This is a genomic window from Allobaculum sp. Allo2, from assembly GCF_022701175.1.
GTDB lineage: Bacteria > Bacillota_I > Bacilli_A > Erysipelotrichales > Erysipelotrichaceae > Allobaculum > Allobaculum fili.
The window spans coordinates 1495483-1517066 of record NZ_CP078088.1 but is presented as its reverse complement, the minus strand read 5'-3'; the positions used below and the strand labels follow the sequence as shown (position 1 = coordinate 1517066).

25 protein-coding genes and 3 pseudogenes are annotated in these 21584 nt (G+C 48.4%); 8 read left to right on the top strand and 20 right to left on the bottom strand.

Features of this window, described 5'->3' with window-relative positions:
• Positions 1 to 395: 395 nt before the first annotated feature.
• The 6 genes from KWG61_RS08455 to KWG61_RS08430 all read right to left on the bottom strand — a co-directional run bounded on the left by KWG61_RS08455 (position 396) and on the right by KWG61_RS08430 (position 2510).
• The gene (locus KWG61_RS08455; RefSeq protein WP_230268073.1) at positions 396 to 686 is read right to left on the bottom strand and encodes a hypothetical protein; all 291 of its coding nucleotides are present in this window, start codon (positions 684 to 686) and stop codon (positions 396 to 398) included.
• Complete coding sequence (locus KWG61_RS08450) at positions 679 to 921, bottom strand: hypothetical protein (RefSeq protein WP_242743445.1); 243 nt, start codon at positions 919 to 921, stop codon at positions 679 to 681. The genes KWG61_RS08455 and KWG61_RS08450 overlap by 8 nt, the downstream gene beginning before the upstream one ends.
• On the bottom strand, positions 921 to 1298 hold the full coding sequence (locus KWG61_RS08445; RefSeq protein ID WP_230268071.1) for a hypothetical protein: 378 nt from the start codon (positions 1296 to 1298) through the stop codon (positions 921 to 923). The genes KWG61_RS08450 and KWG61_RS08445 overlap by 1 nt, the downstream gene beginning before the upstream one ends.
• Positions 1299 to 1726: 428 nt before the next feature.
• Positions 1727 to 1945 carry a hypothetical protein gene (locus KWG61_RS08440; protein ID WP_230268070.1) on the bottom strand — a complete coding sequence of 73 codons (219 nt, stop codon included), beginning with the start codon at positions 1943 to 1945 and terminating at the stop codon, positions 1727 to 1729.
• The gene (locus tag KWG61_RS08435) at positions 1929 to 2219 is read right to left on the bottom strand and encodes a phage antirepressor KilAC domain-containing protein (protein ID WP_230268069.1); all 291 of its coding nucleotides are present in this window, start codon (positions 2217 to 2219) and stop codon (positions 1929 to 1931) included. Before KWG61_RS08435 ends, KWG61_RS08440 begins: the two co-directional genes overlap by 17 nt.
• 48 nt (positions 2220 to 2267) lie before the next feature.
• Entirely contained in the window at positions 2268 to 2510 is a 243-nt protein-coding gene (locus tag KWG61_RS08430) for a hypothetical protein (RefSeq protein ID WP_242743444.1), read from the bottom strand.
• A gap of 135 nt (positions 2511 to 2645) precedes the next feature.
• On the opposite strand from KWG61_RS08430, the gene KWG61_RS08425 reads away from it, so the two are divergent.
• Positions 2646 to 2822, top strand: a complete 177-nt coding sequence (locus tag KWG61_RS08425) for a helix-turn-helix transcriptional regulator (RefSeq protein ID WP_242743443.1) — start codon at positions 2646 to 2648, stop codon at positions 2820 to 2822.
• A gap of 138 nt (positions 2823 to 2960) precedes the next feature.
• On the opposite strand, the gene KWG61_RS08420 is transcribed toward KWG61_RS08425, so the two are convergent.
• Entirely contained in the window at positions 2961 to 3155 is a 195-nt protein-coding gene (locus KWG61_RS08420) for a hypothetical protein (RefSeq protein WP_242743442.1), read from the bottom strand.
• Positions 3156 to 3277: 122 nt separating this feature from the next.
• Here KWG61_RS08420 and KWG61_RS08415 point away from each other — a divergent pair, with 122 nt between their 5' ends.
• Positions 3278 to 5296 (top strand): recombinase family protein, encoded by a 2019-nt coding sequence (locus tag KWG61_RS08415; protein ID WP_367614168.1) that lies wholly within the window; start codon positions 3278 to 3280, stop codon positions 5294 to 5296.
• Positions 5297 to 5301: 5 nt separating this feature from the next.
• Here KWG61_RS08415 and KWG61_RS08410 read toward each other — a convergent pair whose 3' ends face one another.
• From KWG61_RS08410 to KWG61_RS08370, 10 genes and pseudogenes are all read right to left on the bottom strand, one after another.
• Positions 5302 to 5565, bottom strand: coding sequence for a hypothetical protein (locus KWG61_RS08410; protein WP_242743440.1), 264 nt, complete (start codon positions 5563 to 5565; stop codon positions 5302 to 5304).
• Between the two features lie 2 nt (positions 5566 to 5567).
• Positions 5568 to 6074: a hypothetical protein gene (locus KWG61_RS08405; RefSeq protein ID WP_242743439.1), complete on the bottom strand. Its 507-nt coding sequence runs from the start codon at positions 6072 to 6074 to the stop codon at positions 5568 to 5570.
• 207 nt (positions 6075 to 6281) lie between these two features.
• Positions 6282 to 6752 (bottom strand): hypothetical protein, encoded by a 471-nt coding sequence (locus tag KWG61_RS08400; RefSeq protein WP_242743438.1) that lies wholly within the window; start codon positions 6750 to 6752, stop codon positions 6282 to 6284.
• Positions 6753 to 6775: 23 nt separating this feature from the next.
• Positions 6776 to 7126 (bottom strand): annotated as a pseudogene (locus tag KWG61_RS17365) (MBOAT family O-acyltransferase); the annotation flags it as partial.
• A 60-nt stretch (positions 7127 to 7186) separates the two neighbouring features.
• Positions 7187 to 7468 (bottom strand): hypothetical protein, encoded by a 282-nt coding sequence (locus KWG61_RS08395; RefSeq protein WP_242743437.1) that lies wholly within the window; start codon positions 7466 to 7468, stop codon positions 7187 to 7189.
• A gap of 574 nt (positions 7469 to 8042) precedes the next feature.
• Positions 8043 to 8507: a hypothetical protein gene (locus KWG61_RS08390; protein ID WP_242743436.1), complete on the bottom strand. Its 465-nt coding sequence runs from the start codon at positions 8505 to 8507 to the stop codon at positions 8043 to 8045.
• Between the two features lie 217 nt (positions 8508 to 8724).
• Complete coding sequence (locus tag KWG61_RS08385) at positions 8725 to 10017, bottom strand: MATE family efflux transporter (RefSeq protein ID WP_256460854.1); 1293 nt, start codon at positions 10015 to 10017, stop codon at positions 8725 to 8727.
• An 850-nt stretch (positions 10018 to 10867) separates the two neighbouring features.
• Positions 10868 to 11317, bottom strand: a complete 450-nt coding sequence (locus KWG61_RS08380) for a hypothetical protein (RefSeq protein ID WP_242743435.1) — start codon at positions 11315 to 11317, stop codon at positions 10868 to 10870.
• Positions 11318 to 11387: 70 nt separating this feature from the next.
• A pseudogene (locus KWG61_RS08375) lies at positions 11388 to 12016 on the bottom strand (Bax inhibitor-1/YccA family protein).
• A gap of 558 nt (positions 12017 to 12574) precedes the next feature.
• A complete protein-coding gene (locus tag KWG61_RS08370; RefSeq protein WP_242743434.1) occupies positions 12575 to 13993 on the bottom strand; it encodes a hypothetical protein in 1419 nt (472 codons plus the stop codon).
• A 30-nt stretch (positions 13994 to 14023) separates the two neighbouring features.
• On the opposite strand from KWG61_RS08370, the gene KWG61_RS08365 reads away from it, so the two are divergent.
• From KWG61_RS08365 to KWG61_RS08340, 6 genes are all read left to right on the top strand, one after another.
• Positions 14024 to 14173 carry a hypothetical protein gene (locus KWG61_RS08365; protein ID WP_242743433.1) on the top strand — a complete coding sequence of 50 codons (150 nt, stop codon included), beginning with the start codon at positions 14024 to 14026 and terminating at the stop codon, positions 14171 to 14173.
• 1083 nt (positions 14174 to 15256) lie between these two features.
• Positions 15257 to 15481, top strand: a complete 225-nt coding sequence (locus KWG61_RS08360) for a hypothetical protein (protein ID WP_230268057.1) — start codon at positions 15257 to 15259, stop codon at positions 15479 to 15481.
• Between the two features lie 479 nt (positions 15482 to 15960).
• Positions 15961 to 16794 carry a hypothetical protein gene (locus KWG61_RS08355; protein WP_242743432.1) on the top strand — a complete coding sequence of 278 codons (834 nt, stop codon included), beginning with the start codon at positions 15961 to 15963 and terminating at the stop codon, positions 16792 to 16794.
• 46 nt (positions 16795 to 16840) lie between these two features.
• Entirely contained in the window at positions 16841 to 17008 is a 168-nt protein-coding gene (locus tag KWG61_RS08350) for a hypothetical protein (protein WP_242743431.1), read from the top strand.
• Positions 17008 to 17886 (top strand): DUF885 family protein, encoded by an 879-nt coding sequence (locus KWG61_RS08345; protein WP_242743430.1) that lies wholly within the window; start codon positions 17008 to 17010, stop codon positions 17884 to 17886. Before KWG61_RS08350 ends, KWG61_RS08345 begins: the two co-directional genes overlap by 1 nt.
• A 329-nt stretch (positions 17887 to 18215) precedes the next feature.
• Entirely contained in the window at positions 18216 to 19220 is a 1005-nt protein-coding gene (locus KWG61_RS08340; RefSeq protein ID WP_242743429.1) for a heavy-metal-associated domain-containing protein, read from the top strand.
• Positions 19221 to 19265: 45 nt separating this feature from the next.
• On the opposite strand, the pseudogene KWG61_RS08335 reads toward KWG61_RS08340, so the two are convergent.
• The 3 genes and pseudogenes from KWG61_RS08335 to tnpB form a co-directional block, all read right to left on the bottom strand.
• Positions 19266 to 20401 (bottom strand): annotated as a pseudogene (locus KWG61_RS08335) (transposase).
• Between the two features lie 260 nt (positions 20402 to 20661).
• On the bottom strand, positions 20662 to 21105 hold the full coding sequence (locus KWG61_RS08330; protein ID WP_242743428.1) for a hypothetical protein: 444 nt from the start codon (positions 21103 to 21105) through the stop codon (positions 20662 to 20664).
• Positions 21106 to 21197: 92 nt separating this feature from the next.
• Positions 21198 to 21584 (bottom strand): IS66 family insertion sequence element accessory protein TnpB, encoded by a 387-nt coding sequence (tnpB, locus tag KWG61_RS08325; protein ID WP_230268547.1) that lies wholly within the window; start codon positions 21582 to 21584, stop codon positions 21198 to 21200.

Genomic DNA, 21584 nt, shown 5'->3' with positions numbered 1-21584 from the left:
GCTTTTCGACCGGGACGCCTTTCTCGTTCTTGAGGTTGGCCACTCCGACACTCTGGAAGCAGGTGCGGACCGGCGTGCTGGATCCGGCCCGATCACTGACCTTTCTGGCCAGGTCGCGAAGCTCATCCAGTGTAATCGCTGTCGCCTGTTCTGTTGCGGCGGCCTTGATTTCCTGTTCATGCTTCTCGATCGCCGCTTTGGCGACGGCTTCACCAGCCGCCTGAGCCTGATCCGCGTACTGCAGGCCCTTTTCAACTTTGTCTTCCCACGGCATCGTGCCCGGCTCGATCGTTGCCGTGATTACCTTCCCGGCGAGGCCGGCTTCAATATCAGCCTGGCTAATATACTGGCCGATGAGCTTTCCAAGATTTCTGGAGAACTCAAGTGCGCTGTCATCAGCGCTGATCACAATTTTCAGGTCCATGTGCCTTCTCCTCTTCTTTCTTCATCTGATCGGCGACAAGATTCGCCAGAACAGCCAAACTCAGCAGGTCGTTTGCCAGATTTTTCAGATCTTCCGTGTCACAGGAGATGAACTTTACCAGCTCTGGCGGTTCATAAAAATCAGGGCTATCCAGGTTCTTCAGCTGGCTTTGTGCCACATCCAGCAGATGGGAAATCTCTTCTTTGTTTTCACGCATCTGCCCAATCAGAAAGCACAAGGCTTCATGCAGTTCGTTATTCATCGCTCTTCTCCTTTCTTTCGTAAATTCCTTTGAGGGCTTCATAGAGGTCTTCGGCTTCCCTGTCCGTCAGTCGGATTCCTTTAAGCGGTCGGTTCTGGTCATCCCAGGTGCGCAGATCAAGCTGGGTCGACTCGTAATCTCTCACGGTCGTCCAGTTAAGCTGCTTGGTATAGCCGCGTCTGGTAGGTATCCCCAGTGTGGCGACGTGTTCAACGATTCCAATGAACTCCGCCATCATTCAAGTCCTTTCACGCCGAGTTCCCAGCGGCACTGGTTAATCTTTTCCTTCACCCAGCACAGAGGGTCCAGAATAAGCTCCTCAATGTTTTCGTCATCAATCAGGGTATCCGTGCCTTCCAGTTCACTGCAAAGCCGATCAACAGACTCCGCAATATGCCCGAGACGGGCGGTCATTTTCTGGATACGCTCCGCGACTTCTCTCGCGAAATCCTGATTCGTGGCGACATGATCGAGGATAACCGACAGCTGACATCCGGCTTCTTCGACGCTGAGATCGCCGCGATCCGTTTCTTTGATCAGATCCTCGATTCGGTCCTGAGCGTAGTCCAGACCTGAGACAGCGCATTCGGCTGTCCTGAGAATTGTTCTCATTGCTATTCCTCCTGTTATAATTGGATTGATTTTTATATGTAAGCCGCTTTGCCGAGCGGCATTGGTCCTTCTGATTGCCGTCAGAAGGGCTTTTTGATGCGTATCTCCACCACTGTCCGCGGTATCTGCGCTGTTCCTTCAGTGCGTAGAAAAGCCCGGAGGTACTTCCACCACAGGCTTTAGCGGCGGCTCTACGTGACGGGAAAGTTTCTCCTGTCGTCAAATTTTTGACTGGTCGAAAGTTGCCCCGCACATCTTGGATAACCTCGAAGGCAACTCTCAGCCCGCATGCTTCGCTCTTACCGCCGCGATAGGCTCTATTCAGCGATGCGCTGCTCACCGGCATATGCCTTGCGGCCTTCGCGATGGACGGAAAGCATTCTCCAGTGTCCAGCCACGTGACCTGGATTCGATATGTAGACATCGACTCATCCCCTTTCCACCATGTCGCTGAGCGCCATGGATCCGAGGTAGCTTGCGGATCCGATCGCGAATACCGCCATGAAAAGCCAGATGCTGCATGGTTCGCCGTTGATTCTTTCGCCGTCGATCAGGCCGGCCATGGCCAGCGCTGACAGGGCGAAAACCACGCCGAGGAAGTGGGCGGCTCTGGTCAGTGCTTTTGTTCTGTCAGTTCTGCGTCGCATGAGTGTCTCCTACAAGTCGGTTAATGAAGTACTGCTGGCCCTTGCCAGTGACCTTCGTTGTCTTGTTGATGCTGACGTGTCCGTCGTTGTGATGGATTGCGGTTTCTTTGATTTCGAAGAGACCAGCTTCCTCGACTGTCTGTCCGTAGATTCCGTTACATGGATCTCCATCCCGGTCTCTCGACCAGAGGACCCATGGATCAGGAGCAGCTGGATTGTGCGCGAGGATGTGATCTTTGCTGGTCCAGATCCAGCGGTAGCCGTTTGTTGTCATTTGCTTTCTCCTTTCTCAGCATCTCTCTTTGCTTTCCAAGCCTCGAATTCAGCCTGGTTCTTCGGATCTTCGTAGAACTTCTTGATTTCCGGAAGAATGTTCTTTGCGAAGAGCTCTAGTGCTGTCATTTCTCTTCTCCTTTTTTGTGTCAGGACTTCTTACTGTCTGGGCCAGCTTCATTCCGGTGATTACACCATCAAGAGTGGTTTTTAGATCAGCCGGAAGTGTCTCGATTTTCTTAGCCATCTCAACAGCATCGGTCATCGCCGCTTTTACTTCTTTAGCTGTCATCTGTTTCCTCCTATGTATGTTGCTATTACATATTAACCATAATTTTTCTTACATGCAAGAACGTAATGCATGTAGATGTAAGATTTTTTACATTCAAAATCAGAGAGCGTATAATATATGCGAAAGGAGGGAATAATGAACGAACGCATTAAAGCTCTTAGAAAAGAGCTAGGGTTAACACAAGATCAGCTTGCTGATGAACTTGCAATCACTCGCCAGACGCTCTATACATGGGAAAGCGGATTAAGAACTCCACCGAAAAAATGCTTTCTGCCATATGCCAGCGATTCGGTGTTTCTCTTAGCTGGCTAGAGACAGGTGAAGGTGAAATGTTCACAACCCTACCCGAACACATGCTTGAGAACTTAGCTGCGACATACCATCTTGATCAAATGGACATGAAAATCATCAGAGACTTCATGGAACTGCCAGCTGAGGAAAGACAAGTGATCAAAAGTTTTTACAAGGCCTTGTAAAGAAAAGAGGAAGCCTAAGCTTCCTCCTTTTCTTTGCGTAGTTTTGAACTCGAAACCAATCAATATATTCAATAACCTTTTTCAGCTGCTCAACTGATAAATCTTTTAAACACATTATTACTTTGATGACTAATTTCTCGCGCAATTTTTGAGCATCATTATCTTTCATATGCGTATTGTAACACTTAGCGCATAGAATCAAACAGTAGAATGTAACAAAAATTTACATATAATATAGAGTGTAGAAAAAGCTCACCAGCGCTATTGCACGTGACGACGGTGAGCTACCTAATGAAAGGCGTGATTATTATATCAACCAAAATGAACGCAGTCCTGTATCTTCGATATTCATCGAACAACCAGACTGAGCAAAGCATCGAGGGACAGAGAACTGTCTGTCAGGCTTTTGCAGAGCGGAACGGCATTCTCATTGTAGATGAGTATGTAGATCGAGCCGCCAGCGCCAGTCATGACACCCAGAAGCGGAAGAACTTTCTGCAGATGGTTGCTGACGCTGATCGGGAATCTTTTCAGGCGGTTATCGTCTACAAGCTGGATCGGTTCGCCCGTGATCGATACGATTTTGCAAACTACAAAGCCAAGCTGAAAAAGCACGGTATCAGGGTACTGTCTGCCACTGAAGCTATTTCAGATAACCCTGAATCCATCATCATGGAATCTCTGCTCGAAGGAATGGCCGAGTATTACAGCCGCGAGCTGTCTCAGAAAGTACAGCGCGGCATGGATGAATCAGCCCGTAAACGACAGTGTCTAGGCGGTGCGGTTCCTCTGGGGATTAAGATTGAAAACAAGAAATACGTTCCCGATCCAGACACGCGTCACATCATCGAGGAGATGTATTCCGATTATCTGAGAGGAATGACTTTACGGGAAATCGCCACTAAGCTCAATAATCGCGGAATTCGCAACATCGGCGGTAAGCCGTTCAGGGCCGGATCCGTAAGCCGGATCCTGAAAAACAAGAAGTACTGCGGTATCTATGAACACAAAGAGATCTTCGATCCGGATGCGATTGAACCGATCGTTGATATGGAGACATGGCAGGCAGTACAGGAGAAACTGAAGATGAATCAATCCACTATGAGAAAACGTCCAAAGAAAGATGCACCTGAGTTTTTACTGAAAGGAAAAGTGTTCTGCGGTCATTGCGGCTATGCAATGACTCCAGACAGCGGAACAAGCCGCAGAGGTAAGGTCTACCGCTACTATTCATGCAATGGTAAGAAACAGCTTCATAACTGCGATAAGAAAAACGAGAGAAAAGAGCTGCTGGAAGAACTGGTTATCAACGATGCAGTCAGCATGCTGACTGATGAGTACATTGATAAAATTGCTCGATTCGTGGTCAGTGAATACGAAAAGTCAGATATTCATGCGGCAACTGAGCACGCTAAAAAGCAGATTCAGGAGTCTGACAGAAAGATTAACAATCTGGTCGATGCAATCGCGAATGGGTTAATGTCTGATGCGATTGTCTCCAGGCTGAAAGAAGCAGAAGAGGAAAAAGCAAATCTTCAAAACTATCTGTCTCAGATCGAGGCGAGCAGCTACGCTATTTCTTACGAAAAAGTTGTCTACTATCTTGAGAAAATGCGCGGTGCTCTTGAACCAGTCGACTTCCAGAAAGTTCTTCTCGATGCGTTTGTTGAACGGGTTGAAGTGTTCGACGATGAAAATGATGGAAATGGCGGCTATATCCGAATTTCATACAGACTCTCCGACGAGCCAGCCAGAACGGTTCAGTTTATGTCGCAGTGCCCCCACCATTTCATATACAACAAATCGGCCTTCCTGAATCAGGAAGGTCTTTTGTATTCTTGCCTCTTTACGGATCGCTTTACAGTCAGCCTCCAGCAGCGATCCGTTTTCTTTTGTCTGAGGCAAAGTCAGTGTTCGAACCTTTCAGAATCGGATCGGTCCTTATTTCAGATTGTAGGAAGCGTTCAGAACGGACGTGGAATACAGAAACAGCACATCCTGTCTGGAAAAATCGATCATAGACTTCAGACGGAACGAGGGCAGGTTGCGCAAATCGATAATTGTCGTCCGACTGTAGCCGGTAGCCAGCAGCGGTGCCATGGAGCTGCCGTACGAATCCGCAAACAGAACCAGCTGCCGATCCTTCGGGCCATCCGGATTTTCAATCTCGATCATTCCCGCCGATCCGGAAAGAAATACGGAATACGGATCTTCGCCTTCTGCTTTTGTCCGATCGTACAAAGTCCCCTGCCGCTTTCCTTTTTCACCATAGCGCCAGATTGTCCAGCCGCTCATCGAAGGCGACTTTAAAACCTTCAGCGTATCCCCTTGTGCGGCCATACACTCTGGAGGCCCTGCTGCGCGGTGAAATTTTCACGAATGGTCTCTTCTGTAAAATCCTCCGCCAGTTTTACGCCCATAGCCGTAGCGATCGTTCTGGCCTGTTCCAGAATGGCTTCCTGTCTCCAGTGCGGGTCGGTGGCGTAGTAATCGTCCAGAGAAAGCGTTGAAGCGATCGGGATCTCGCTGGCGAAAGAGAACACGGACTGTGCCTGGGCCAGGTACGCTTCGTAGTCCATATTCAGATACTCCCTGTTTTCAAAAAGTATGACTTGTCCGGAACGATCGAATCGTACAGAGCGCACTGAGTATCTTTCAGATCGGTTTCGTAAATCGAAGAGAAAACATCTCTGGCATGATCCAGCGATTTTTTATCGATTTTTCGCTGAACGGAAAGAATCTTTCCCTCTTTGGCAATCAGGCCGTTCTGCTCTTTCGATCCGTAAAGACCGCTGGCCATCCAAGCGTTCACTCGCAGCAGTTCTTCCCGTCCAAACACGTGATCGGTTGTATAACGTTCGAGCGCATTGCCCCCGCTGCCATCCAGAACGTTCTCAACATCCATTTTTGGCAAGGAAGCAAGTTTTCGCCGTTCCGTCGGCGAGTACGTCTGCGCAAAGCCAGTATCACCGATCAGTGAAGCGATACAGAAAAAGGAAAGAATGCCAAGCACAATCGGCATGCCGGGATGAACCGACCGTTTCCGATTTTTCTCTGGATTCGATTTTTCATTTCTCGAAAACTTCATAGACAGCTCTCCTTTCCCGGACTAATTACAGCCCTATAAAAACACAATATGAAACAAACCGTCCGCCAGAACCGTTTTGCGGACGACAATCCATCTCCATCCTGTTTTTCAGTGAGCAGCTGGCGCACCCTTCTCATAACCCAGATCCAGATGGAATGTCGCATGCCATCTTCCCTTTCCCAACAGAAAATTCTGAAATGGAAAATTCTAGAACTGAAAATACAGGAACGGATTCCATGTGCCGGCAGAAAGCGAAGCCAGACAGAAGATCAGTCCGAAAGCGACCGCACACCAGCAGAGAATCTGCACGATACGGTACGGCTGGTACTTTACAAAAAGCCGATGCGGCAAAGACGTGGCACCGATCAGCGCCGCCGCCATCAGTAAACACGCGTTTTGAAAAACATAGCCGGTCTGCGCGGTCCATACTGGAAGGCCGCCAGCGCCAAACATCGCCTGGATCTGCGAAGCAAAATCAAAAAGCGTCGGCGCATAAAAGAGCAAAAACGAAATCAGAATTCCCAAGCGGCAAAGCAGCCCGTAAGACCAGGTGTGCAATACGGATTCGGGCAGCAGGAACTTTTCCAGACTGATCCACACCCAGAAAAACAGTCCCCACAAAATGAAGTTCCAGGCCGCTCCGTGCCAGAGACCGGTAAACATCCAGACGACAAACAAATTGAAAAACTGTCTGCCCTTCCCTTTCGGATTCCGCCCAGCGGAATGTACACATAATCGCGAAACCAGGCCGTCAGAGACATATGCCAGCGGCGCCAGAATTCAGAAATGGTACCGGCCTGAAACGGATAGCGAAAGTTTTCAGGCAGATGAAACCCCATCATGGCCCCCAGACCGATCGCCATGTCGCTGTAGCCGGAAAAATCGTAATAAATCAGCAGCGAGACAGCGAACGCGTTCAGCCAGAACAAGGCGATGGCTGGTTCGGCCTGTGTGACAATAAACTGATTGAGTGCTGAGAGCGGATTGGCGATCAGCACTTTTTCGAAAGGCCGCAGACAAAGCGCCGGGCCCCATCCGACTGTTTTTTGCATCTATTCTTCGAGTTTCCAGCTCGCCTTCGATCTGGCTGTAGCGAACGATCGGACCGGCAATCAGCTGAAAGAACATGCAGACGTATAATGCAAAGCGCAAAAGGAATGCTGGGCGGGGGCTTTATGGGTGTAGACATCCGCCAGATAGGAAATCACCTGGAAGGTATAAAAACTGATTCCAGCCGGCAGCGCGATTCCCTTTAAGACCAGATCCAGACCAGTCAGCGCGGAAAGCTGCCGGGAAAAGAACATCGCGTACTTAAACCAGAACAGAAGCGCTCCGGAAAGAACAATTCCGACAATCAAAGCCGCCCGGCGAACGGATGGAGACCCGTTTTCCATAAACCGGCCGCACGCATAGCCGATCAGACAGTCCGCTCCAATTAAAAGCAGCCACCAGGGAGAAGACCAGCCGTAAAAATAAGGCTTGCCGCAAGCAGAACAAAATTGCGGAAAGCCTTAGGCACGCAAAAATAGACCAGAAAGGTCAGCGGCAAAAACCAGACAAGAAACAAAATTGAACTGAACAGCATGCCGCTCTCCTTTCCTGACGGACGAATTGGATCCTGCAAACTCTGCTGCAGAAATCCAGTCCATGCGATCTGTTAGTGAGGGGATCCGAATCGAAGCCTTCAGCTCGATCCTTTGATCCGCCCGCAAGGTTTGTATACGAAAGCCGGCCGTTCAAGCCAGGGCCCAGACGGTCGGTACATCTCTTTCCTTTTCAGCAAGTGCAGGCTTTCTATTCCTGTTCTGGAATCGTTACGCTTCTTTCGAAAATTGCACTGCAAAAATCCGGATTACTCAAAATTGGCTTTGGTGATCATCGCATCCGGCAAAACGGAGCGAAGCGCCTGAACAAACGGATCGACCTGATCGGTGTAGCCGTAGACGACCACAAGGAACTGTCCCTTCGTCACAATCGCGTATTCTTCCGGGAACGTACACATCCACTGCGTATCGAGCAACGTGGTCTGCACCTGATCACGCAGCTCTTCCATGGAAGCTTCTTTTTCAGCTGCCAGCAGGATGCAGTGAAGGCGTTGGCCATCATGGAATTCATCATCGCCGAAGCGTCTTGCGACTGTTCAACCAAAGTGGCCGGAACGTTGAAGGCGACTGCCAGACTGTCCGGTTCATCCAGAGAAATGGCCATCGGCATGCCTTCCGTTACCTCTTCGCCATAGCCGCCAAAGACGGACGGCTTGGTTTCTTCTTCCTGCGCATTCCACGCAGCTTCCATTACTTCCTGCGCATCCGCATAGGAAACGCTCTGCGAATCCGAAGCGCTGCCGCTGTTATTCGAGGACGTGCAGCCCGCAAAGCCAAGGCCCATGCACAGGCATGCAAAACTTAAAACAAATGATTTGAGTATTTTCATAATAGCTCCTTTTAAAAAGTCCTTTTCTAATTTCTTTTTATTGAACCTGTTCCATCATACAGGACACTCTGCCTGATCGCTTTCGTTCCGTTTTGTCTCGAATTGTTTTTGAAAGCGAAAGAAAAGCTGATCGGTCAGAGATCAGCTTTATTATACCGGGGTCAAAAGCCCCTCCGGTTTGGTCTGACCGGCTGAACGCGCCGGACAGATTTTGGATTTATCGATAAATATGAGCCGTAATGCCATGCGATTTGAACAGTCTGTTTCGTAAATAGAAATAGCTCAGAAACAAAGCCATGACCGTCCAGACAAACGGTTCCACCGCGCAGATTCCGTAGTAGCCCGTAAACGGAACGACCAGGAAGGTGAAGAGCATTTTCCCCGCCAGTTCGATGACCGAAGAAAGAATCGGAATCAGCGTCATGGACATGCTTTGAAGCGAAGTGCGCAAATTGAGCAGGATCGCAAGAATGAAGAAAAACGGAATATTGGTATTGAGATACAGGCTGCCAATATCGAGAACGGCCGGATCCGTACTGCCGCTGATCGCCTGAACCAGGGTTCTGGAGCTCAGAAAGATCAGAACGGTAAGCGTAATTCCGTAGTACAGACCGAGTCGATTGGAAAACGCGATTCCCTGTTCCGCCCGTTCGTACTCGCCGGCACCGACATTTTGCGCGGCAAACGAGGACAGAGCCATCATGAGAGAGGAAACCGGCAGGTTCAGAATCGAAATCAGCTTTCGGGCGGCCGTATGACCGGCAATGATCTGCGTACCCATCGGGTTGATTCCCGTCTGCAAAATGAGCGTACCGCAGGAGACAATCGAAGACATGAGCGCCATGGAAAAGCCCATTTTCAGCAGATTGGAAAGCATGGACGAGCGGAAGCGGAAATCCGAAAAATGCACAGACAGATCCGGCTTTTTCCAGATCACCCAGATCACGCAGAGAATGAGCGAAATCAGCTGGGCGCAAAGCGTAGCCCAGGCTGTACCGGCGACACCCATATGAAACTGGACGATAAACTGGAAATCGAGCGCGATATTGATGACCGAGGAAATCAGCAAAATGACTAACGGTGTTTTCGAATCCCCTGCCGCCCGCCAAAAGGCAGCCGCCAGGTTGTAAAGCATCGTGATGATCAGTCCCAAAGTGATTACCGAAATGTACTTTCTGGCCTGATCAAACAGTTCAGGCGGCGTCTGTAAAAGACGAAGGACAGACTCCATCCCAAACAGAAAGAGGATCGAAATCGTCATGGAAACCAGGATCGAGAGCACAATCGACAGAGCGAGAGCTCGACGAAATCCCTTCAGATCGCCGGCTCCGAATTTCTGTGCCCCAATAATGGCAAGGCCCTGACTGAATCCGGTACAGAACCCGACAATCAATTCAAACAGCGCAGCAACCGAACCGACCGCGGCCAGCGATGTACTGCCCAGCGTATAGCCGATAATGACCGTATCGGCCGTGTTATACAGCGTCTGAAACAGCTGCGAAAGAAACAGCGGAAGCGCGAAAAAATCAGGGCTTTTTCAGCGGCCCGCACGTAAGTTCACCATTCATGAAAACCTCCAAACCAGACAGCCGGATTGAACGGCTGCTTCCAGATCCGGTGAGCCATTTATTTTCCTTCGGCGTTTTCCCTCGGGAAAAACGTGTAACCAGGAAAAGGCTCTTCAAGAATCTGCGACTTTTAAAGTTAGCGCGATTCGAATCCTTATTCTATGGATATTTTCATGGATTTCATTGCGTAGATTGCGAACATGTACCTTTAGCGAAACCTTTTTCAATGGGAGCGCTTTTCTTTTCAACAGCCTGAAAGGTACCGGAAGAATGAGCCAGCCGTTTTGGCCTTTGGACTGTTCCGAGCCACAGGCTTTCTTTCAGCGCCGTTAAAGTCGAAAGAATCTCATATTGTATATACTTGTATATACTTTTTAGACATCCAATTGTTCATTTCAATATTCAGCGTTCGATGTTTCAGATGTGCAAATACAATAGACTTAACCGTTCCCTTAGAGCTCCGGTGCAAGAAGATACAGGAACAGCAGATGCAGTACCTGTACTGAATTTCGTGTTATCCCTGTCCGCTGCTGACATGCAGGGAATGAAGCGTTTTTCCGCATCAAAGACACGGTCCGGATCGATAACTGGAAAATCGGACAGTTTCGATATTTTCCACAGAAAAAGCGAGGGCAATCGGTATGTTTATGAGGAAAAATGCGAGAGAATTCAATCCCCTTGAGTTCATACTTCTTATCGTTGTCTGGTTCGTACTTGCTTTATCCTATGCAGTCTGGAAGAACTATATGATGGCTGTATCCATTTTTTCTTCATCGCAACATTCGCAATTCGTCAGCTCTCTCCTGTAATACGCAGGCGTGCTGATAGCCTTAGGAAATGGATCCGCGTTTTTAAATGGCTGCATTTTCTTACCGGAATCGGGCTTCTGCTCTTACAAGCCACAGTGAAATCCATTTCTCCCTGTTCACAGGCTGCCTGTATTCTCATTCTTTTACTCGGCATCTGGAATCTGGTCTCTCCGAACAAAAGCCAGCCAGAACAATGATCTTCTCCACTTTCCAGACCAGCAGCGCCGCATTCGGATGCGGGTCCAATTTCCTGGCAATGCAATTCGATTTGCGCACTTCTGGATCCGTTCAAATAACGAAAAATACCCCATGCCTTGCTGGACATGGGGATCAGACGCCAGAATGCCGGCGTCTTTTTCATTTGGAAATCTGGATCGTGAGTACAGGCGAATGGCTGTTTTGTTAAAATCATCCGCCAAAAGTAAAAGCGCATGGCTTAAGGACGACAGGAATCGGAAAACCTGCCTGTCACAAAAGATTTCTCTGGAAAGGATGGCCTGCCGCTATTTGCGTGAAGACGAAGAACCGTTGCAGATCAGCGCCAGAACGCGCAGGAAAATGTTGATGAAATCCAGATAGAGTTCGAGCGCAAAGGAAATGCCAAGCCGGTCGAGCCATTCCTGCGATGCACAGACCGCCTGCATCGTTTTGTTCATACGATAAACATCCCAGGCGGTAATTCCGGTAAACAGAATCAGACCGATCGCGGAAAAGAGCTGCGTGGCTGCTGAAAAGCGGAAAATCAACATAATGACTTCACAGATGATCAGAGCCACCAGACCGACCAGACAGATCGGACCGATCTTATCAAGACGAATTTTGGAAAAGAAGCCCATCAGGCTCAGACAGCCAAAATAAATGGCACTGACCAGAAAAGCCGCAAAATTGTCGATCCATTCCATACCGTGGCGAGTGTAGCCAGGGTTGCTCCGGTTAAAACGGAATACAGCAGAAACATGCCGCGCAAAGTTCCAATCGTGGCCGTATTCAGCTTTCGCGTAAAGAGGACTACGACAACGAGCTCGGCCAGAAACAGGGCCAGAAGAACAAAGGGATTATCGACGATCGGGTAAAGTTCAGGCTGAGCGAAAATAAAGGCTACAGCCGCACTGACGAGCAGTCCGAGAATCATCCATACATACGTCGTCGCAAACGCTTTTCGTACAGCGGCCTGATCGGGCTGAATGATGTGCTGATGAATCGTATGTTCACGCTCCGGATCCGGTACGGCCGGCATTGGGTATTCTTTCACTTTTCATTTCTCCACTTTCTGGATGGATCAAAAATCCATCCCTTTCTTTTGGTTTGATTTTCGGCTTGCCCGGAACCGTGCTGTTCATGCGGAACGGATCCGAAGACAAATCGGGCTGGATAACAATCCTGCGTGCTCGTCCTTTCAGAATAACCAGAAAAACCGTTCTTTAAAGACTTCTTTTTCAATTGGATGCGATTTGAATGCTTTTATGGGGCGTTCAACCGGATCCATCCAGACCGTTCTGCGAAAAAGGCTGGAAATACATGGCTTCCTTGGGTATGTACGGAAAATAATCCTTACCCTCTTCCCTGTCAAGAAGCATCAGTTTTCCCTGCAGACATCAAAAAGACAGCCGAAGCTGTCTTTTCGAATGCCTCAATGCTTAAAACGAAGTCAGTCTGAGGATTCAGGAATCCAGTTCAGACCGATCGGGATTTATTCGGCGTCTTCAGCCGCTGCAGCCTCCTGCACATCGACATCTTCAGCTGCTTCTGTTTCAGCAGCCTGATCGAGGATGAAGTCGAGCAGTTCCTTGGCTGCATCTTCGATGCCGGCACGGTTGGTCTTGTCAAAGCCCAGGTGGGTGTAAACCTGACCGAGGAATACGCCGTTGCCTTCGAGCGCCTTAACGGTATCGTCGATCAGCGGATCGCAGACTTCCTGACGCTGCATTGGACCAAACGGGTTGGCGAAGTACGTTTTGGACAGACCCTTTTCCTGGGTTGTGCCCAGAGCCATACGGGTTCCGGCTTTGCAGGTGGCCTTGAACTCGTCTGCAGGGAGTTCATCCATACCGCACTTGTCGGTGTAGTTGTTGGCATAGCAGTACAGGTCGATCGGATGGTTTTTCGTAATGAAAGAATAGGAGCTTGCCGGTACGACCATGCGGGCGTTCGGGTTTTCCGGAGCAAAGAAGATGGAGCGGTCCATATCTTTATACGGCGTACCTGGATCGAGGTCGTCCAGACGAATGAAGGCACCGGTTTCTGTACCCTGACCGTATGGAACGCCGTCTTCCATATGAATAGTTCCCATATCATCGAAGACAACCTGAACGTCCTTGATCAGATCGCGTCCGACGCTCTTGAGGGCTTCAATGGATTCGGACTTGCCTGCACCGGAGTCGCCCATCAGGATGATGCCTTTGGAACGGCCGTCCTTGAGAACAACGTTGACCATGGCACCGTGAATTGGCAGCCAGCCGCGTTCCATCATAGCGAGGTTGTGCAGCGTCAGTGCCATTTTCTTGAGGTAGCCGAAGTATTCCATACGCGGATGGTCGGAAATACGGCCGATCCAGATATCGTTGTCGGTATCGTGGTAGTACTTGGTCTCGTTCAGTCCGTCTTCGTTTCCGTAAATCATGATCAGATCCGGTTTGGTTTCGGACTCTTCCACAGTAGCCAGCTCAAACAGGTTGACCATGGAAAGGGCGAGCGCGATGTATTTGCAGTTGAAGTAAACAAAGCAGAGCAGTTTTCCGACTTTGATCGGGAGGCAGAACCATTCTTCCGTATTGATATACAGCATATCGAGCGGGTTGACATCGGTTTCTGTGAACATGCCAGTACGCTTGGAACTCGTTGGATGAAGAATCATCGGAGTACGGAGCATTACGGTATCGATCATCGGGATCTTATGCAGCGGGAGATAGTCTTCGGAGAAGGAATTGCGTACTTCATGAATGGAGAAGCAGGCATTGGTACCGGCCTGAACCTGGCGATATACCAGATTTGGACGTCCGGCGATCTTTTCCTGATACAGACGGTACGTACGCAGAATCAGGTCATTCAGGTTGGAGTCGCGGCGAACGAGCGTGTTGATTCCGAAGTCCGGCATATTGTTGGAGTTCATGAATCCAAAACGCTGCAGGGAACGCCAGCTGTGGTAAATCTCTTCGATAACATCCAGCAGCTGATGACGGTCTCTTTCGAGAGGATTATCGGAAAGTTCTTCGTAATCGAAAACAACGAGCAGACGGAAGAACTCAATCAGCTCCTGGGCCGCTTTTTAGGAGTAAGCGTACCATCCTGAGTCAGATAGAGGTAAACCGCCGGGTTCGTTTCTTCTGTGATGCGAACAAAATAAGTGATGAACTTTTCAAAAGTACGGCTTTTCAGAAGAGTCGCACGATCTTTCGGGTAGGCACGGTCGTAATTCAGAATCACCTGGCCGTTATAGATGCTGATTTTTTAAGCATTTCGTTCCTTTCTGGACCGCTGCTCTCAAACTGTCGAAATCCTCTGTGCAAAAATGCAGATCGGAATCCGTTTGAGTTAGCGCGTCAAAACAATATCCAAATAATATCCTAATTCATTGTTTCTGTAAAACGGATCATGTATGGATCATGGACAAGCGTTTACATATGGTAGGCAAAAACAGTACGGGCTAAACAAAAACAAAACATTAATAACTGAATTACAGCTTTGCGCCTGCACACCAGACTGGATTTGCACAAAATTGAAGCCGGATTTGTCCAGGCGTCCTGTTCCTTTTCCTTCTCTTTCGATCCTTTACGGAGAATAAAGCATACGGCATCCGCTTCAGCACCGTATTACGAGCGGTTTCAGCGGTCTTTATGGCTGAAAAGAGCGTTCCGCCAAAAATGCGTAAAATGTGCAGGTGTCCTTTCAATGCGAGTACGAACTTGTGTTTCTTTCATGCACCATTCGTGCATGCGCGATCTGCTTCATCGAAAGGAAAGCCTTTTCAAAGACTGCCCTATAGAAAACCACAGGGATCAGCAAATTGTACAGGGATATGCTTTTTCATTTATTTTCCATGCGAATACGATAGGGATGAACAAATTATTTACGTATGTCAAGAGTTATTGTTCCACTTTTTTAGAATAATCCATGCATTTTTGCTTTTTAATTAAGTCCGCTTCCCTCTTTGATCGTATAGCCTATGACAGAACAAAGGCATTAAGACTGACTCGTCATTCCCGCCTAATCCCTGCGCATGCACCTTCTATTCACATTCTGAGTAGGCGAATGTGCACGAGATGCGTTTTTCTTATTTTTGGTGCGTCCATGTTGCACACATGAATTATATCTGTTATCATATCCTTGTCAAAATCATTCGCGATGATTCTTATTCAATCAAAGGAGAATAGTTATGAATCATTTCAATTCAACATCTGCCGCTTCCACACCCGTTACCAACACGGATTCCTATACACGCACTTTCTTTGCCCGACTGAAAGATCGCTTTTTCCTCTTCTGTGAAGATCTTTGCGAAAAAGTCGAAAACGATACGCTGACCGTCAAAGAAGCTGGACGCCTGGCTCTGATCATCGCGGTTGCAGCCGAAGGCATCATCCTGCTCACCCGTCTGTTCTAATCGTCATCGTAAAATGAAAGACGCCCGGTTACGAAAGCTTCTCTTTGGGCAAGCCCTTTCTTCCCGGCTCAGCAATACATACCATTGCCTGTCGCTCTCACTCGGCGGCGGCTGCCTTTCGAGATGACTGCGTTTCCTTATATTCATACAAATATATTCATACAAATCTATATCCATACAAATCCGGCTTTCCTGAAAAATTTTCTCTTCTCGATTGCATTCCACTGTCCATACCAGAACCCCTTTCTCTGGTCTTTCAAAATCTCTTACGAAAACCTGTCTGTCTTCAAACAGCGAAGCAGACAGGTTTTTGCATGCTTCCCGGATTCGAATCCAGATTTTTACCGTATGTAGAAAAGAAGCGCATTTTGACACAGCGAATTCCGAATTTTTCCCTTATCCAAGCCGTCTGAGTTTGGAAAAACTTAACCGCCCCCGTTCTCAATTCTTTGAACGGATACGCTATCATAGGAATACTGATGGGAATTGCGACCGGACTGGGCGTGTTCCCGTTTGAGGAGATTTATATGAAAAAATGGATACAAGTTTTCTTAATTTCGTTTCTCGCCCTTTCGCTGGCCGCCTGCTCCTGCGGGCCTTCCACGAATGGACCGACTCCGGGTCAGAATACGGAAGCCGTACCGGACGCGGAATTTACACAGTTTCTCGACGACTATCTGGTCGATTACTGTGAATTAAGCTATCTGAGCGTGCATCAGTATTTCCTTCATCCGGAAAACTATGGAATCGATCTTTCCAAATGCCCGATCACGCTGGGTTCTCCATTTCCGGAGTCCAAACGGATCGAGCTGAACGATAAGACATACGATCAGCTCAAGAAGTGGAATACATCTGCGCTTTCCAAAAGAACCGCTGGATGTACGAACAGCTTCTTTGGGAATGCGAACGGTTCGAAAAGACTTCCGATGAGAAATTCGATTATATTGGAACGCCCTGGTCCATGGTCAACGGAATGCCTTCGAGCATGGTCACGCTTTTTCCGAATACTCCTCTACACAAAGGACGATCTGGAACCGCTGGAAAAACTGATCAATGATATGCCGCGCTATGTCGAGGAAAATCTCGAATATACGCGCAAGCAGGCCGAGCAGGATCTGTTTTCGATCTCATACGACAGCACGATGAAGACGATTGACGACGTTCTGAAAACCAAAGACGATTCTCCAGTTACAGAATCGCTTGAAGAAGAAATTGACGGACTGACCGATCTGAACGACGCCGAGAAGAAAGAGTGGAAAACCCGGATTAAAAAGCGCTGGACACGTCTTTCTTCCCGTCGTACGAAACCATGAAAAAGGCCTGGAAGAACTCAAGGACAAGAATAAGCCGCTTTCTGGCATGGCTTCCCTTCCAAACGGCAAGGAAGCCTACGAAGAGATTCTGAAAATGTACACGGGCATGGATATGTCGCCCGTCGAAATCAACAAGCAGGTTACGGAAGCCGTGCAGAACTGTCTGACGGAATACTCGCGCATTATTAATGAAAAGGAAGATGCAGCTTCCTGATGAGCGAGCCGGAAACAACGTTCAGTTCCATTTCGGAAATTATTCCGTTCTTAAACGAACGCTATCCGGCTGTCTTCCCTCTCGTGGATGAAATGGACTATGAGATAAAACCGCTGGCGCCCGAACAGTCGCAGGACAGCGTTCTCGCCTATTTCCTTGTCCCTCCAATCGACAGCACCGACACGTACGAAATCCGCTACAACGAGCGCGATTACGGCTCAAATCCGCAAAGCCTTTCTCTGTATGACACCTTTGCTCATGAGGGCATCCCGGGTCACATGTACCAGACGCAGTATTTAAAGGAACATGCCGCACACCCGCTCGAGTACATTCTCGGCACGCTGGGTACGCAGGAAGGCTACGCCACGTATGCGGCGCTCCAGACGCTGCCCTGGACGGGTATTGATGAAGATAAGCTGGAAGTGTGGGAGCTGTCCGAGCTTTTCTCCAACTACACCGTTCTGCTCATGGACTATCAGGTCAATTACGAAAACATCTCCCGTAAGGAGTTCGCGAAAAACTGGGGCGAAGGCACCGACAGCATTTACGATCGTCTCTGCCTCGATCCAGGCGTCTTCTACGCCTACTACTTTGACTGCATGAAACTGCTGGAACTCAACGACATCGCCAAAGAATCTCTTGGCGAAGACTACGATCCGGTGGAATTCCATACGGCTCTTCTCAATGCAGGCAACATGAACTTCAGCATTATTGAAGAAAGCGTACAGGACTATATTGACAGCGTACGCATGGGCACGTCCGATTCCGAGCTGCCTTCTACCGTTGTCAACGATCCGAATGCGAAGTCTTCGACATCCAGAAAGCCGAAGGATGACAACAAGGCTTCCGGATCCATGCAGATGAAGCCGGCAGACTGATCGAACTATCCCTTACGGTATTTCAATTTTCTGGTGCATTGCGCACACAAAAATCTAGATATGATATTCGAACGCTCCGCTCATCCAAAGGCCGGAGCGTTTTTCTGTACTTCATTTTTCTGGTTTTGGAACCGTTTCAGAGGCCGAAATCTCTTTGAAATCGCCTCAGTCTTCTTATCAAAGCTTCTTTGATTTGTAAGAAATCCATGGGCAATGCTACACTTTTTCGCTGTCTTAACGCATGCTTTTCCAGTCCATTCCGCTCTGCAGAAAAACTCAATTCTGCACAGCGTCTCAAAAAACGAAAAAACAGAAAGGAAGTCCTGTCCATGTCCGATCAAACAAATCCTGTCCATCCATCCAGTCGTATCGTACGAAATACAACACTGGACGATCTGGAAGCACTCCAGGCCATTTACGCCCATGCGCGCGCCTATATGAAAGCCAATGGCAATCCAAACCAGTGGAAAGACAATCGGCCTTCAGAGTCTTCCATCGTTTCCGATATTGAACATCACAACGCCTATGTCCTTGTAGAAGACGGCGAAATCATCGGCGCCTTTTCCATGATTCCCGGACCAGATCCCACGTATGCGGTGATCGAAAACGGAAGCTGGCTGAGCGATCTTCCCTACAGTGCCATTCATAAAATTGCTTCGTCCGGAACCCGTCCAGGCGTTTTTAAAACGCTGATCGAATTTTGCGAAAGCCGCAATCCGTCTTTACGTATCGATACCCATGCGGACAATCTCACCATGCAGCACCTGATTCAAAAAACGGCTTTACAAAATGCGGAATCATTTATACCGATGACGGTACGCCCCGCATTGCCTACCAGAAAGATCTCATCTGAAAAAGGAGGCCCCAATATGATTCAGACCGTTCTCAAAGTAGATGGAATGATGTGCGGCATGTGTGAAAGCCATCTCGCTGACACCGTTCGCAAAAACTTTACGGTTAAGAAAGTAACCGCGTCCCGTCGTAAAGGCACCATTGAAATTCTTTCCGAAAAGCCTCTTGATGAGGATCAGATCAAGTCCGTAATCGGCCAGGCAGGCTACGATCTGCGCGGCATTCAAAGCCATGAAGTAAAGTTCAGACGCGGATTTTTGGCTTTCGAAAATAGGATCCGTTCTCTTTCTTCGATTTTTCTTTTCATCCATCGACATTCCATGAAAAAGCGGTTTTCGCAAGAACACCGGCCAGATCCAATACTCTGGCTTGTGCCTTCAGCGAAAACCGCTTTTGGTTTACTGTTTTTTCAAAATGGCCGATTTGGCCAGATGAGCGTAAGTGTCAAACAATCGACGGGTATACGCGAGACTGAATATTAGATACGCTAAACGGGATCCCTTTCGAGATCCCGCTTGGCGTATTTTTTATTCTTCATCGTTTTCTTCATACTTCGGATCCGGTCCACGGTATCCAATTCGAAGATATTCAGGTAAATCCTTTGAATACGGCAGAAGTGACTTCAATACATCTACCGCGATTTCATCGTCTTTGAACCATTTGAGTTCATCCAGAACGTACTCCATGTAGCGCTCTGGATTTAAGTCGTTCATTTCAGCCGATCGAAACAAAGTCATAAACGCTGCGACGACTTCCGCACCTTTGATACTCTTCGTAGTCTGGAAGTTTTTGCGATTGATCACGAATGGCTTTACGGCTCTTTCTGCCACATTATTGTCGATCGGATAATCACCGTCTTCCAGGTACCTTCCCAACGAGTTCGCTCGATCCATGAAGTACTTGGCTGCTCTGTAGGCGGTGCTTCTTTCCTCGAATCCACTCTGAATCTCCATCATGACTCTTGTGAGTCTTTCAAAGCAGGGCTTTGAAAGTTCCTGCCGAACTTCGGTTCTCGCCTCGTGCGAGTAAGAAGCAACGTGGGATTCGATGTGGTAGAGCTTCCCGAACAGAGACAGGGCTGTGAGCAGAATCTGGAGACCCGGACTTGGTTCGGGTCTCTCTGTTTCGTCCAGCTGGGCTGCCGCTTCTGCGGCCTCTTCGTCGTTCTCCAGTGTGGTCTTTTCCCACTTCAGGACGTCTGCCTGATACTGCGCGAAGTCTGACCGGACTTTGATGGCTTCGAAGATCTTTCTTCTCGCATGGGCCATACAGTTGAGCTTTCTGCAGGGGCCATAGTAGTTGGCATATGCATAAAGCCCGTCTGTCATAAGGGCATGACGAAAAGAACCGCCAAGGAGGGCGATTACGAACTCCTGTTTCTTGTAAGGGAAAAACTTATAGACAGCCATCTGGTTCTCTTCATAGATTCCGCTGACGGCGACAACCATAGAAGACTGTTTTCGATCTTTAACCTCCGTGCACTTTAAAACCGTCTCATCCATATGGACGACGTTACAGTTTGGGAGATCCTCAATCATTTGTTTTACGAGGGCTTCAGATAAAGATCGTAAGTTTTTTCCAGGATGTTGCCCATGGTCTGACGGCTGATCGGCAGTCCCGTGAGACTCAGGTGCTTTTCCTGACGATAGGCCGGGGTTCCCATTACGAACTTATCGTAGGCAATTCCCGCGACCATAGAGGAAGTTGCGACACTCTTGTCGATCAGTGCAGGCTCGTCAGGTTCGGCGGTGCGGATGATGGCTTTCCCGTTTTCATCCGTACACTTGTTTGGGCACGCGACTGTCTCACGCAGCACTTCTTCCAGCCTATAGCGAGCGGGAATCCGATGAATCCTATAGTGACGTTTCATTCCAACAGTTTTCATCTCACAGCCGCAAACTGGGCAAATGCGCTTTTCCCCTTCTACACTGAAGGTAGTGGTTTCTTTGACCGCTTCCTGCTTTCTGCACTTGGTGGAAGGTTTTTCTTGCTTCCTTCAACAGAACTGAGCTTTAAATCTTCAGCTTCTTTACGATAGCGGTCTCCCTCTTCCTGATATTTCGCAGCCCGGTTAAAACAAACATCGGCTTTCAGATCAAGCTGAGCCAGCTGTTTATTCAGAATATTGATATCTGGGCCGCCGTCCTCGTTTTCAGAGTAATCCAGTTTCAAGGGAACCATCTTTTCCGTAGAAGGACCAAAGCGGCCGCTTTTCACGGCTTTATTGATTTCTTTAGCGAAATAGAGATCCAGGTACATATCCTCAATAAATTTGTCTTTCTCTTCTTCCGTCATGGTGCTGATCTGATGATGAAGATCTTCGAGGAGCTCGTTGCGGATTGTCTGGTAAGGGTTCGGCACATTCATGTATTAATTTTAACATATTTAGAGCGATAGATAAAGTAAATGGGATGATTTATCTTGATATTCCTTCAAGAAAATCATCCTTTTAAATTGGTTTAAACATACTTATAAGTTCGTGGCAGAAATGCCGGCTGGGGAACAATCGACAGACCGGAAAGCAGAGAAGCCAGCTGCGAACAGTCAATTCGCATGAAGTCGGACTGGTCAGTGCTGACAGGCCACTGAAGGGAAGATCTGGAGAGTCGCTTATAAACAAGCCAGAATCCATTTCCGTCACGAAGGATACCTTTGATCTTGTTCTTCTGTCGATTAACGAAGAGAAAGAGGGATCCATCCAGCGGATCCAGAGCGAGAGGTCCTTGAACCAGGGAGACGTAACCGTCAATTCCTTTGCGAAGGTCAGCAGGCATCTGAGCCAGATAGATGTTTTTAACTTTGGAGAAATCGATACCGAGATCGATTGCAGGGATGATTGATTCCAT